The sequence below is a fragment of the Halomonas sp. R57-5 genome, assembly GCF_900070345.1.
GTDB lineage: Bacteria > Pseudomonadota > Gammaproteobacteria > Pseudomonadales > Halomonadaceae > Vreelandella > Vreelandella ventosae_B.
Window position 1 is genome coordinate 946906 of record NZ_LN813019.1, and the last position, 13101, is coordinate 960006.

Genomic DNA, 13101 nt, shown 5'->3' on the forward strand with positions numbered 1-13101 from the left:
TTTAAAAGTGACACACCAGAAAGAACATCACACTCGTCAGGAGAAAATTATGACACGCGCCAGCGCCCGCCACATTTTGGTAAGCAGTGAAGAGCAGTGCTTAGCACTGAAAGAAGAAATTCAAAATGGCCGCGACTTTGCCGAAGTTGCTAAAGAGCATTCAAGCTGCCCCTCCAGCCGTCAGGGTGGCGACCTAGGCAGCTTTGGCCCCGGTCAAATGGTGCCCGAGTTCGACAAAGTCGTCTTCAATGACGAAGTAGGCCAAGTCCACGGCCCGGTAAAAACCCAGTTTGGTTACCATCTACTGGAAGTTACCGAACGCTCTTAACTTTTCCTAACAAAACGCTCTTAATTCTGCCTAAGAAGGCCGTCAAGCGTCGCGGTTGTTAGACCGCGGCGTGAGGAGTACGCCTTGAACGACCCGATTATTACCATTAACGGCCTGAATAAAACCTACGAAGGTGGCTTTCAGGCGTTAACCCATGTTGATTTAACGATTCAGCGCGGCGAGATATTTGCTCTGCTTGGCCCCAACGGGGCGGGCAAAACCACGCTCATTAGTGTGGTATGCGGTTTGGTCAATCCCACCGCTGGCCATGTGCTGGTAGATGGTTTCGACAATATTACCCACTACCGCCAGGCCCGGGAGCTTATTGGTTTAGTGCCTCAAGAGCTAACCAATGAAGCGTTTGAAACTGTCTGGAATACCGTTAGTTTCAGCCGTGGCTTGTTTGGCAAAGCCCCTAACCCAGCGCATATCGAAAAAGTGCTCAAGTCGTTAACGCTTTGGGATAAGCGCAACAATCGCTTAATGACGCTCTCGGGCGGTATGAAGCGGCGCGTGCTGATCGCCAAAGCGCTCTCCCACGAACCGCGCATTCTGTTTCTTGATGAGCCCACCGCTGGGGTTGATGTAGAACTGCGCCGCGAGATGTGGGAGGTAGTGCGTCAGCTGCGCGATAACGGTGTCACCATTATCTTGACCACCCACTACATCGAAGAAGCCGAAGAGATGGCTGATCGCATCGGCGTTATCAATCGTGGTGAGCTGGTGCTGGTGGAAGAGAAAGCCGCCCTGATGAGTAAGCTGGGCAGTAAACAGCTGACGCTTAATCTGCACAGCCCGTTAACCGAGATGCCCGCCACACTGCAGCGCTTTGAGCTTAGTCTTGCGGCGGAGGGGTATGAGTTGATTTATACCTACGACGGCAGCCAGGAGGAAGACGGCCACGCGATTTCAGAACTGTTAACTGTCTTAGAGCGGGAAGGTATCACCTTTAAAGACCTGAATACCCGGCAGAGTTCGCTTGAAGATATTTTTGTCGACCTGGTTAACCCAAAGGAGCGTGCATGAACCTTCACCCTGTTCGCGCTATCTACATGGCGGAGATGGCCCGCACGCGCCGCACGTTGCTGCAAAGCATCGTCTCGCCGGTGATCTCCACATCACTCTATTTTGTGGTGTTTGGTGCCGCGATCGGCTCACGCATCAGCGAGGTCAACGGCGTTAGTTACGGCGCTTTTATTGTACCGGGTCTGATTATGTTGATGCTGTTGACCCAAAGCGTCTCAAACGCCTCTTTCGGCATCTTTTTTCCCAAGTTTTCCGGGAGTATTTACGAGCTGCTTTCGGCGCCTATCTCGCATTTAGAGATTGTCATTGGCTACGTAGGCGCGGCGGCCTCGAAATCGATTCTGCTGGGGGTAATTATTTTGGCGACCTCGGGCTTGTTTGTACCGTTGGAAATCGCCCACCCGTTTTGGATGTTGTTCTTTCTGGTGCTGACGGCTGTCACCTTTAGCCTGCTGGGTTTTATCATCGGCATTTGGGCCGATGGCTTTGACCGCCTGCAGCTGGTGCCGCTGTTAGTGATCACCCCGCTGACCTTTTTGGGTGGCAGCTTCTACTCCATTGATATGCTGCCGCCGTTTTGGCAAACCATTACCCTGGCAAACCCCGTGGTGTATCTGGTGAGCGGCTTTCGCTGGAGCTTTTACGGCATCAGCGACGTTAGCCTGGCCGCAAGCGTGGGCATGATTGCGCTATTTCTCGTAGCTTGCCTGGGTACTATCGGCTGGATTTTCCGTACCGGATATCGTCTTAAACCCTGATTGCCATCCAGCTTGCTATTCACTCCTCACTCTTCMCCATGGAGCGCTAGTAGACCCTTATGCCGTTACTGCAAAGTATTGTGCACCGCCTTGACCCGACGCTTGACGGTGAGCGTTTGACCCTCACCGCCGCCCCCCAGTCAGAACAGGCTAATACCAGCGACGACTCGGTAATGGCGAGCTTGGTGGGTGCGCTCAACGACACCTACAATACCAAGCCCAAAGGCTGGGGGCGCTTTGCCGAAGAGGGCGAGCAGGCCGGGCCGTTGGCTGTGTGGCTACGTGACTATCTTGCCGGTGAGCAGAGCTTTGTTGAGCTGTCAGTGGCACTGGCCGAACGGCTCGCCAAACAGCTTCAAGAGCAGCTGTCAGTGAGTGGTTACTTAGTGATCAGCCACCAGCGTCAGGGCGATACCGAAACGCTGTTGATGGCTTTGGTGCACCAGCGGGAAGGGATCGGTATTAACGATGATCACCACGCGGTGCCCGCTGCCCAGCTTAATACCAGCCAGCTTACCCTGGCGGCGCGGATTAACCTCACCCAGTGGCAAAGCGATGCCCCGAATGCGCAGTACGTTTCGTTTCTCAAAGATCGCGGCGGTAAAAAACTCGCTGAGGGCTTGGTCGCGCTGCTGGGGATGGAAGAGGGTGTCGATGCCCCGGCTGAAACCCGCACGTTGCTGAAAGCGTTTAGCGACTACGTCGAGAAAGAGGATTATGACGACGAGGTGAGTCGTGAAAAAACCGATACGTTGGTGGATTACGCCAACGAGCAACTGCGCCGTGGCGAGCCGATGACCCTGGAAGAACTTTCCGGGTTGGTTAACGAGCAGCAGCCGAAAGCATTTTACGAGCATATTCGCAACGCCGATTACGGGCTCTCGCCGGAGATTCCTCCAGATAAACGCACTTTAAGCCAGTTCCGCCGCTTTACCGGGCGCGCCGGTGGCGTCTCCATCAGTTTTGMCTCCCACCTGCTGGGCTCAAGCATTGAGTACGATGCCGCCCAGGATCGCCTGATTATCAAGCAAGTACCCAAGCAGTTAAGAGAGCAGCTTACCAAGAAGGATTGAGGTAAGGACGACGCTGTAGCTACCTAGGAGCCCCCTATGCTAAACGCCATTAGTGATTTTTTTCAGCGCACGCTGGCACAACCCGAACAGCGCGAAAACCAAACGTTGACCCTGGAGCTGGCTACCGCGGCATTGTTGTGTGAAATTGTTCGCGCTGACTACGATACCACCGACGAAGAGCTTACCGCCCTGCGTATTATGCTTACTGAGCGCTATCGGCTAAGTGCAAGCGATGTGGAAGAGCTGATGACACTGGCCCAGGCGGAGGTGGATGAAGCCGTCGATCACTACCAGTTCGTAAGCCTTATTAAAGAGCACTATGATTACGACCAGCGCTGTGGATTGGTCGCGCAGATGTGGCAGTTGGCCTGGGCCGACGGCAATGTCGACCCCCTAGAGGAGCATCGTATTCGCCGTTTGGCGGACTTMCTCTATGTTAGCCACAGCGACTTTATCCGTACCAAACTGCAAGTAGAGGAGCGCAATAACCACGATGCATAACCGCAACGAAGACTCGAATTTAATGGACCTAATTAGCTCGATAGAGCACATGGAGCAGGATGCTTCTCGAGTTAGCGTTGACGATGTCGTTCATGCCGTGGGGCGCCGCTCTTTTGGGCCGCTGCTGCTGGTGGCTGGGTTAATTACGCTCACCCCCATTATTGGTGATATACCCGGCATGCCAACGTTAATGGCCGCGCTGGTGCTGCTGGTTTCCGTGCAGCTGCTGGCAGGGAGTGAAGCGTTCTGGTTGCCTAGATGGCTGCTTAAGCGTTCGCTTTCCCGGCAAAAGTTCGATAAAGGCATTCAGTTGATGAAAAAGCCAGCCCGCTGGATTGATGGGCTGTTGCGGGTACGCTTACCGTGGCTAACGGGCTATATCGGTATCCGCGTGACGGCTATCGTTTGCCTGCTGATTGCCTTAGCCATGCCGCCTATGGAGTTTATCCCCTTTTCGGCCAACGGTGCGGGGCTGGCGCTTACGCTGCTAGGGTTAGGCTTGGTCGCCCGCGATGGGGTCGCACTATTGCTGGGGTTTGCGCTGTTCGGCGCCACCTGTGCTTTCATCACGATGAGCTTGATATAACAAAAGGAAAGTCGCCATGACAGACACTTCGCCACCCACTCCACCCACGCCACCGGAACAACAGGGAAACTGGGAACGGCGTATAGAAACGGCGCTGTGGAACTCGCGATTTTTGGTGATGCTGGCGGTCGTTCCCAGCCTACTGGGATCGTTAATGCTGTTTATCGTCGGCACCGTCGATATTTTTAAGGTGGTCATCGACGTAATGAGTTACTACCTACTGGGCGGCACCCAGAATATCCACGACAGCCTGGTGCCCGATATCATTATTGCGGTGGATATCTATCTGATTGCCATCGTACTGCTGATTTTCGGCTTGGGTGTTTACCGGTTATTTGTTTCCCGCATTGATCAAGCCGAAGAGAGCAATTTGCGTCATCCTTTTAATGTTGCCTCGCTAGACCAACTGAAAGATAAAATCGCCCGAGTGGTAATTTTGGCGGTGATTATTGAGTTTTTCCGCGCGGTGGTCGATATCCGCTTTGCCACGCCCCTGGAAGCCATCTATTTAGCGCTTTCAGTCTTAGCGCTGGCGGCGGCCCTCTACTTGATGAGCCTTGGCCACAAAGGCGAGTAAGGCACGTAAAAGCGCAGAACTAGTCACCATTCTCTGCTAATAAATCGGCCACCAGGCTATTTAACTGCTGTTGAAACTGCCCGCCCGGCGAGGGKGGGGTCGGGTCTGAGGTGATCACTACGGTCATCTCCCGGTCCGGAATAACAAACAGTGCCTGGCCGCCATAGCCGCGCCCGTAGTAAGCATCTTCCCCTGCCAGTTGAGTGATAAACCACCCGTAGCCGTAACCGTCGCCTGTCCAGCGTGATGTGCCCCGCGGTTGCCATGACGCTTCGACCCAGCCTTCCGGCAGAACCCGCTCGCCATTGCCGGCTTCATCAAATACGGTGCCATCATTACGGTACAGTTCGCCCACTTCAATCAGCGCCCGCGGGGATAGCTGCATATCATTACCACCAAAGTAGATGCCTTGGGGGTCGCGTAACCAAGGGCGGATGGTGATATTGAGCGGATCGCCCAGTAGCCTCTGAGCAAGTGCGTGGGTCGTCTCGCCGCTGGCATGGGTGAGCGCGGCGGAAAGCAGATGGCTGGTGCCGGTGGAGTAGAGCATTCGTCCACCTGGCTCATCCACGAACGGGCGCGTCATAGCATCGTTCACCCAGTTAGCGCTGGCCACCCAGGCACTGTAATTGCCGCCAGATGTCCGCTCTAGCCCCGCCTGTAAGGCGAGTAGATGCGCCACGGTGATCTCGTTAACGCGCGGGTCGGTGCCACTCGGTAAGTGATCGCCAAATAGCGCCACCATGGGCTGATCAGCAGATTCGACAATCCCTGCTTCAATTGCCGCGCCGGTAATGGCCGCCAGCACGGTTTTGGACAGTGATTTAATGTTGGCAGGTGAGGCCACCCCCGGCCCACCCTGGTGCAGCTCGTGGATAATCTCGCCATCGTAGGCCACTACCACGCTGTGCACGCGGTTTAGCTGGCTGGTTTGCTGATCTAATGCCTTTAATGCACTCGCAGAGGGTGCATTTGCAGCTGCATCAGAGGTAGAGAACAACGACGTAACAGCAAACGAAACAAGTAAAGCAGTGGCGCGCATCGCAACACCCTCAGTATAAGTGGCAAAGGTTCGAGGTTTAGACGTAGAAGAGGTTCCACAACCGAGAGCCGCTAGAAGTAAGATCAGGTAGTACTTTCCGAGTCTGGAACCATGCTTCTGTGAATTAAAAGATCATATTTGGTCTTTTATAATCTTTTTTAGTGTATATTGGATTATAAATGAGCCATTATTTAGAGGTTTTCTATGGCCCTAACTCACGCTCTACTTGCTCCTGGCGAACTGTCTCAGCAGGTCGGTGCCAATGCACGAGAAGCACGACTGGCGAAGAATCTTTCCCGTAAAACCTTGGCGCAGATGGCGGGTGTTTCCGAGTCCACCATTAAACGATTCGAAGCCAGTGGGCAAATAACTCTCGATGGTCTAGTGCTCATTGCCACAGCGCTGGGCGCCACACGCCAAATTGCCGAGCTATTCAAGCAGGAGCACCCCATCTCACTTGAAGAGATCAAGCAGACAGGGCGTACCCGGGGTCGAAAATGAAGCGTATCAACAGCGTAGAGGTGCTGTTAGCAGGCAGTCCTGKGGGGGAGCTGGTCGCTAGCCGACAGGGCATCTACTTTGCCTATCACCCCCATTGGGTGGCGGAAGGCTTCAATTTGTCGCCTCTGAACATGGATTTTACTACCCAACCACAGAAGGCGCCGGATGCACTCCTTTTTGCTGGTCTACCAGGAGCATTTGCTGACTCGCTGCCTGATGGCTGGGGAATGCTGCTCATGGATCGCTATTTCCTTGCCGAGCATGGAAAAGACCGGAGAGATATTTCTCCTCTTGATCGGCTGGCTTATATGGCCGACAGGGGAATGGGGGCATTGGAGTATCGTCCCGTTATTGAGCGTACCGCTGACGAAGATAATATTGACCTAGCCCAACTCTATCAGGCAGCAAACGCTGTTTACGAAGGTGAAGCCGTGGCCACTCTTGATGCTCTGCGTCTGGCCGGAGGTTCCCCGGCAGGTGCCCGACCCAAGGTGATCGTTGCATTATCTTCTGATGGTAAGCAGTGCAGTACAGCTTTTCAGGAACTTCCTGCGGGTTATCAACATTGGCTAGTGAAATTCCGTGCGCCAACCGAGCATCGCGACACCGGCGCCATCGAATACGCCTACTCGATGTTGGCAGAGCGTGCTGGGGTGCAAATGGCCGCGAGCAAGCTGATTGAGATCAACTCCTCAGCGGAAACCGAGCGATTCTTTGCTACTCAGCGTTTTGATCGTAACGGTAATCGCAAAATCCATATGATGACCGCTAGCGGCATTCTTTATGCCGATTACAGCGCCCCATCGCTGGACTATTCAGATCTACTCAAAGCAACCAACGCTTTCACCCGCCACGCAGAAGACGTTGAACGCATGGCGAGGTTGATGGTGTTCAACGCCCTTACCCACAATCACGATGACCACGCTAAGAACTTCGCTTTTTTGTATGACCAAGGTCGATGGACACTAGCTCCGGCTTATGACCTGACTTATGCCCCTGTCCGGGGCTACGCAGATGAGCATACAACATCTTTCAGTGGGGTTGGCCTGGCTACACGTAAAAAGCTCAAACAGGTTTGTGCCCCTTTCAGGTACTTAACTCCTGAACTCTATATTGAGCAAACCCTTGATGCTCTTTCCGAATGGTCGTCCCTTTGCCGTGAATTAGAAATCGATGCCAAGCAGCAGAAAATGATTCAGCGAGCATTCGACGAGAACCGCCAGCGTCTCGGATAACGCTATCAATGCGGCCACGCTAATACAGCCACTTTCCAAGAGGGAAATGCCGCGACATTACGCAAAAACAGAAAAAGCCTGCTAGGATGGTAGTGTTGATTCATGGGCAAGCAAGCCTTTGATTTCCCTGAAACGCAATAAGCAAGGAGTGCCCTATGCGTAATATTATCTACATTATTGGTCTGATCGTGGTTGTGCTGTTCATTCTTTCGATGCTCGGCCTGCGCTAATATCTAGGCACTGGCTTCAAAAAACACGCCAATAAAAACCGCCCGAAGCGTTCGCTTGCGGGCGGTTTTTTATGAGCCTCTGTTATGGGCTTTTTTGGATCGGCTATTGTGTTCAGCAGTGCTTGGCAACAGCAGGTGTTAGGCGCAATCAGCAGCCCCCTGGCCAAACATATCAAACATTATTTCGCGGCCAAGGCGAGTCAATACAAAGCGGCCATACTCATTGAAGGTGGCGGCTTCACTGGCTTCCATTACTTGTTGACAGGTTGCCCAAGTGGGCGCTGCTGCACTCAGCGTGAGCAATTCACGACGGGCTAAACCGCGCTGGGGCAAGGTAATGGTTTCGAGCACATGGCCATTATCGTAGAGCAGCTCAGCGGCAATCGATAAGCACTGGCGAAGGCTGCGTTGAACATTCGCGGCTGTTGATAGCCCACTAGATGCTTTGGATGAGGGCTCTTGCGTGAGTTCTGAAGTCATAAGTCCCGGAGTCATAGCATGTTCTCCTGCGGTCAGCACCAAATCGGGCTTGTTGCAGTGCATTATAAACCAAGGTCAATGTTAGACCAAGGTCTATAATTCAGAGCGGATCTTCTAATATCGAGCTCATCAACGCTAAGCCAATGTGCTACGCTCGCTGTTACGTATTTTAGTGAGTTAATAAGTCATGCAGATCAGTGTATTCGGAACCGGTTATGTCGGCCTTGTTGCAGGCGCTTGTTTAGCCGATGTCGGCCATCAAGTCMCCTGTATGGATGTTAACGCTGAGCGGATTGATCAGCTTAATGGTGGAGAAGTGCCGATTTTTGAGCCTGGGCTAAGCACCATCGTTGCCCACAACGTCGCGGCGGGCCGGTTACGCTTTACCACCGATGCTGCCCAAGCGGTAGCGGATGGCGAGCTGCTGTTTATCGCCGTGGGAACGCCGCCTGATGAAGATGGCAGTGCCGACCTACGCTATGTGCTAGAGGTAGCGCGTACGATCGGCCAGCATATGGATAGCTATAAGCTGGTGATTGATAAATCTACCGTGCCCGTGGGCACCGCCGAAAAAGTCCATGCGGTTATCAGCGATGTACTCGAACAGCGTGGTACATCACTCGCGTTTGACGTCTGTTCGAACCCTGAGTTTATGAAAGAAGGGGCTGCGATCGAAGACTTTACCCGCGGTGCGCGGATTATCGTCGGCACCGAAAGCGAGCGTGTGAAAGCGCATATGCAAGAGTGCTACGCCCCCTACAATCGCAACCACGAAAAACTGATGTTTATGAGCGTACGGGCCGCCGAACTGACCAAATACGCCGCCAATGCCATGCTCGCCACCAAAATCAGCTTTATGAACGAAATCTCTAATCTCGCCGAACGGCTTGAAGTGGATGTGGAAGACGTGCGGCGAGGAATCGGCAGTGACCCGCGCATTGGCTACCACTTTATTTACCCAGGCTGTGGCTACGGCGGCTCCTGCTTTCCCAAAGACGTTCAGGCACTAGAGCGCGCCGCGCGCCAGTTAGGTTATACCCCGGAACTGCTCAGTGCTGTTGAAGCGGTTAATTTACGCCAAAAGCAAACGCTGTTCACAAAACTGCAAGATAACTTAGGCAATCTAAGTGGCAAGACCATTGCCGTGTGGGGGCTAGCCTTTAAGCCCAACACCGACGATATGCGTGAAGCCCCAAGCCGCACATTGATGGAAGCGCTTTGGCAAGCGGGTGCTAAGGTGCAAGCCTTTGATCCCGAAGCCATGGCGGAATGCCGCCGTATCTATGGCGAACGGGATGACTTAATGCTCGCCGGTGATCGCATTCAGGCAGTCAAAGGCGCCGATGCGTTGGTTATCTGCACCGAGTGGAAAGAGTTTCGCAGCGTCGATTTCGCTTGGTTAGCCGACCAACTGGCGGAAAAAGTCGTTATCGATGGGCGTAATTTGTACACGCCAATGGCTGTTGAAGAGGCAGGTTTGCGTTACATAGGGGTGGGGAGAAAGAGCAACTAGAAAGACCCACTAAAAGATGAACTTATTATCGTCATTTTTCTGAGTAATGGGTGTATCTATTACGTTTAGTTACTTGAAGTAACGTCTTAATACGAAAAGATGAAGAAGAAAATTTAAGTTATTCTTCACCTAGCCGAGGTTTTAAGGTAATTGTATTAAAGAAAAGTGCTACGCATCGCTTAATGAAGGAACGCTAATTGAAAGCAGCAAGCGTAGCTAAATGTATTCAAAAAAGGCATTGGTCTTATGGCTGCTATTACATCACTAGGCATCGGTTCTGGCTTGGATCTGAATGGCTTGCTGGAGCAATTAAAAACGGCAGAACAAGCAAAGCTTGAGCCTATTGCGGCACAGCTCCAATCTGAAGATACGAAAATATCTGCCTATGGTAAGTTGCAAAGCGCGCTTGAGCAGTTTCAAAGCTCAGCCGAAGCACTCAATGATGGGGCGTCATTCGAGAGCTTAACAACCAATGTAGAAGGCAGTGCCGTTGGCGCTGTTAGCAGCAATGAGGCCCAGCCAGGTCAGTACGAAGTGCAGGTCGGCCAGTTAGCTACAGCCAGTAGCCTAGTAACAGAGCGTTTGGAAACAGCAGATGAAAGCATAGTGACTGGGGAGCAGTCATTAACCTTTACTCTTGCTGACGGAGCTATGGATCCCATTACCATTGCCGATGGCAGTTCCCTCGAAGATATGCGTGATGCTATCAATCAACAGAGTGATGGCCGCTTAAGCGCCTCTATTATCAACGACGGTGAAGGGTATCGTCTTGCAGTAAATTCAACGGAAACGGGTGCGGACGCGAGTATTGAAAGCACAAACTTTTCAGACATTCTTGCGGGCGATGTACAAACGACTGATGCCCAGGTAGTTCAAGCGGGGCAGGATGCAGAGTTTAACGTCAATGGAATCGATATTGTTAGCCCTACCAATCAAGTGGAAGGCGCTATTCAAGGCATTACCTTAAACCTTGCTGAGGCTGGTGCGACGAGCACTGTAAGCGTTGAGCAGGATGATGAGGCTATCCGCGAGCAGATCACGGCCTTTGTTGATGACTTCAACACGCTCAAGGACACCATTACCAGTTTGACAGCGTTTGACGAAGAGACTGGTCAGTCGGCGGGGTTGAACGCCGATGCCGCGACCCGCGCGGTTGAACGAGAGCTTCGTCAAACAATTAGCAGTGTTGTCGGCGGCGATGGCTTTAGCGTGTTGTCGGATATAGGTATTTCACTTCAAGTGGATGGCAAGCTGGAGATTGACGAAGATAAGTTAGATAGCATTGTTGCTAATCAGCCGGATCAGCTAGCCAATTTTTTTGCAGGCGATAGCGAAGAGGGTGGCATGGCAGGGCAAATAGCCTCATCGCTGGAAAGCTTGGTGGGAACAGGTGGCCGCCTTGAAAGTGCCGTTGATTCGTCTGAAAGGCGCTTTGCTTCGTTAGAAGACCGCTATGCGACAACGGAAAGCCGTATCGAGCAAACCGTTGAGCGTTATCGCACACAGTTTCAAGCGATGGACAGCATGGTAGCGCAAATGAACTCAACCAGTGCTTATCTGACCCAGCAGTTTGCAGTGCTTGATCAGCAAGGTTAAGTTAGGCTGATAAGCTAGCTAAATTAATAGTTTACAAGATGCCCGGCACAGTGTGTTGGGCATTTTTCTTTGCAATGCTTTAAAAACAGCTTAAAAAAGGCATTAACTCTAAAGTTTGCTCCTCCGCAGCCGATAGATTACCTAGACACCTTTCTCTACTTCTTATAAGGAATGAACCCCATGGCATCGATCACAGCACTCGGTGTAGGTTCTGGATTAGATCTTTCAGGTTTGGTGGATCAGCTAAAAGCGGCCGAACAGCAAAAGCTTGTGCCTATTCTAGAGCAGAAAAGTGCTCAGCAAACCAAAATTTCAGCTTATGGGCGCCTTGAATCAGCGATGGATCGCGTGCAAACCTCTATTGCTGCGTTGAACGATGCCGCTACATTTAAGCAGCAAAAAAGCACCGTGACGGGCGATGGCGTATTGGCGACCGCAGGCGAAACCGCTAATGCCGGGCGCTATGAAGTAACCGTTACCCAACTGGCTCGCGCAGGCAGCGCTGCTTCCAACAGCGTAGCGCTAGACCAAGAGGTAACAGCAGCCGATGCGACGCTAACGCTTAACTTTGGTGCTGGCGGAACACAAACAAGCTACGACGTTGCTATTTCAGCGGGCAGTACGCTGGCGGATGTTCGTGACCAGATCAATGCGGATAAAGAGGCTGGCGTAACCGCTTCTATCGTTAATGATGGCACTGGGTACCGCTTAGCGCTGAGCTCAAAAGAGACGGGCCAAGATGCTTCACTGGAGGGCTTCTCAGGCTTAGCGTCGCTGACCATGGATGCAGCCACCCAGCGTTCAGGTCAGGACGCTGAGCTGAATGTTAATGGCATTACTATCACCAGTAAAACCAACCGCGTTGAAGAGGCCATCCAAGGCGTAACGCTTGATCTCACAGAGGCCTCTGGAGACCCCGTTACGCTGGTGATTGAGCGTGATGATGCGTCGCTAAGAGAAGCCATTGACGAGTTCGTTAAAAACTATAACGAAATGAAATCCACCGTTGGCCGAATGACCGCATACAACGGCGAAGGCGAAACGTCTGGCGAGCTAGTGGGTGACCGCACCGTGCGCACCATTGAAGACCGCCTACGCCGGGATATTACTGACAACCTCGGCACCGGCGATATTTCACGCCTTTCACAACTGGGCATAGCCATTGATGAGAAGGGGCGATTAAAGGTCGACGAGGATAAGTTGGACGATGCAGTAGCCAACAACCCAGAGGGGCTATCTGCCTTCTTTGCGGGCGAAACCGAAGAAGGCGGCTTTGCTGGGCGCTTAAACGCCACGCTTGAAGGCATTACGGCAGAAAACGGCATCATTCAAAGCTCAGTGACTAGTGCTGAGCAGCGGGTTGACAGCCTGGACGAGCGTAAGCTTCGTATGGAGGCTAGTATCGAGCGCAGCACAGAGCGTTACCGTAAGCAGTTTGGGCAATTGGATGGTTTGATCGCCCAAATGAACTCTATGAGCAGCTACCTCTCCCAGCAGTTCAGTATGCTGGGCAACATGCAGAACAACAATTAAGAAAGTAGTTCAGAGTGCAGTTGAAATAGTTACAGTAAGTTACATAAAGAAGCGTAATTTTTCTAAAGAATTTGGCGGGCCTGCCGTTAATTAACATAACGGCGACGCAAGCGCCGCTAAGC

General features: G+C 52.4%; 14 protein-coding genes. 12 read left to right on the top strand and 2 right to left on the bottom strand.

The window, feature by feature from the left end:
• Positions 1-49: 49 nt before the first annotated feature.
• From HALO_RS04265 to HALO_RS04295, 7 genes are all read left to right on the top strand, one after another.
• On the top strand, positions 50-328 hold the full coding sequence (locus HALO_RS04265; protein ID WP_027956943.1) for a peptidylprolyl isomerase: 279 nt from the start codon (positions 50-52) through the stop codon (positions 326-328).
• An 84-nt stretch (positions 329-412) separates the two neighbouring features.
• Positions 413-1354, top strand: a complete 942-nt coding sequence (locus HALO_RS04270) for an ABC transporter ATP-binding protein (RefSeq protein WP_035580547.1) — start codon at positions 413-415, stop codon at positions 1352-1354.
• A complete protein-coding gene (locus tag HALO_RS04275) occupies positions 1351-2112 on the top strand; it encodes an ABC transporter permease (protein ID WP_035580544.1) in 762 nt (253 codons plus the stop codon). Before HALO_RS04270 ends, HALO_RS04275 begins: the two co-directional genes overlap by 4 nt.
• A gap of 59 nt (positions 2113-2171) precedes the next feature.
• A complete protein-coding gene (locus tag HALO_RS04280; RefSeq protein WP_050713101.1) occupies positions 2172-3185 on the top strand; it encodes a nucleoid-associated protein in 1014 nt (337 codons plus the stop codon).
• A 36-nt stretch (positions 3186-3221) separates the two neighbouring features.
• On the top strand, positions 3222-3686 hold the full coding sequence (locus HALO_RS04285) for a tellurite resistance TerB family protein (RefSeq protein WP_050713102.1): 465 nt from the start codon (positions 3222-3224) through the stop codon (positions 3684-3686).
• The gene (locus tag HALO_RS04290; protein WP_035580536.1) at positions 3679-4272 is read left to right on the top strand and encodes an exopolysaccharide biosynthesis protein; all 594 of its coding nucleotides are present in this window, start codon (positions 3679-3681) and stop codon (positions 4270-4272) included. The genes HALO_RS04285 and HALO_RS04290 overlap by 8 nt, the downstream gene beginning before the upstream one ends.
• A 16-nt stretch (positions 4273-4288) precedes the next feature.
• On the top strand, positions 4289-4849 hold the full coding sequence (locus tag HALO_RS04295) for a YqhA family protein (RefSeq protein ID WP_081899093.1): 561 nt from the start codon (positions 4289-4291) through the stop codon (positions 4847-4849).
• Between the two features lie 19 nt (positions 4850-4868).
• On the opposite strand, the gene HALO_RS04300 is transcribed toward HALO_RS04295, so the two are convergent.
• Entirely contained in the window at positions 4869-5891 is a 1023-nt protein-coding gene (locus HALO_RS04300) for a serine hydrolase domain-containing protein (protein WP_081899092.1), read from the bottom strand.
• A 204-nt stretch (positions 5892-6095) separates the two neighbouring features.
• Between HALO_RS04300 and HALO_RS04305 the strand changes: the two genes are divergently transcribed.
• Positions 6096-6392 carry a helix-turn-helix domain-containing protein gene (locus HALO_RS04305; RefSeq protein ID WP_035580535.1) on the top strand — a complete coding sequence of 99 codons (297 nt, stop codon included), beginning with the start codon at positions 6096-6098 and terminating at the stop codon, positions 6390-6392.
• Entirely contained in the window at positions 6389-7627 is a 1239-nt protein-coding gene (locus HALO_RS04310; RefSeq protein WP_050713103.1) for a type II toxin-antitoxin system HipA family toxin, read from the top strand. The genes HALO_RS04305 and HALO_RS04310 overlap by 4 nt, the downstream gene beginning before the upstream one ends.
• 368 nt (positions 7628-7995) lie before the next feature.
• Here the strand turns inward: HALO_RS04310 and HALO_RS04315 are convergent, their stop codons facing one another.
• Positions 7996-8337, bottom strand: coding sequence for a hypothetical protein (locus HALO_RS04315; RefSeq protein ID WP_035583496.1), 342 nt, complete (start codon positions 8335-8337; stop codon positions 7996-7998).
• Between the two features lie 187 nt (positions 8338-8524).
• Between HALO_RS04315 and HALO_RS04320 the strand changes: the two genes are divergently transcribed.
• The 3 genes from HALO_RS04320 to fliD (HALO_RS04330) all read left to right on the top strand — a co-directional run bounded on the left by HALO_RS04320 (position 8525) and on the right by fliD (HALO_RS04330) (position 12979).
• The gene (locus HALO_RS04320; protein WP_050713104.1) at positions 8525-9850 is read left to right on the top strand and encodes a UDP-glucose dehydrogenase family protein; all 1326 of its coding nucleotides are present in this window, start codon (positions 8525-8527) and stop codon (positions 9848-9850) included.
• 246 nt (positions 9851-10096) lie between these two features.
• Entirely contained in the window at positions 10097-11446 is a 1350-nt protein-coding gene (gene fliD, locus HALO_RS04325; protein ID WP_035580527.1) for a flagellar filament capping protein FliD, read from the top strand.
• 180 nt (positions 11447-11626) lie between these two features.
• Entirely contained in the window at positions 11627-12979 is a 1353-nt protein-coding gene (fliD, locus tag HALO_RS04330) for a flagellar filament capping protein FliD (protein WP_035580524.1), read from the top strand.
• Positions 12980-13101: the final 122 nt, after the last annotated feature.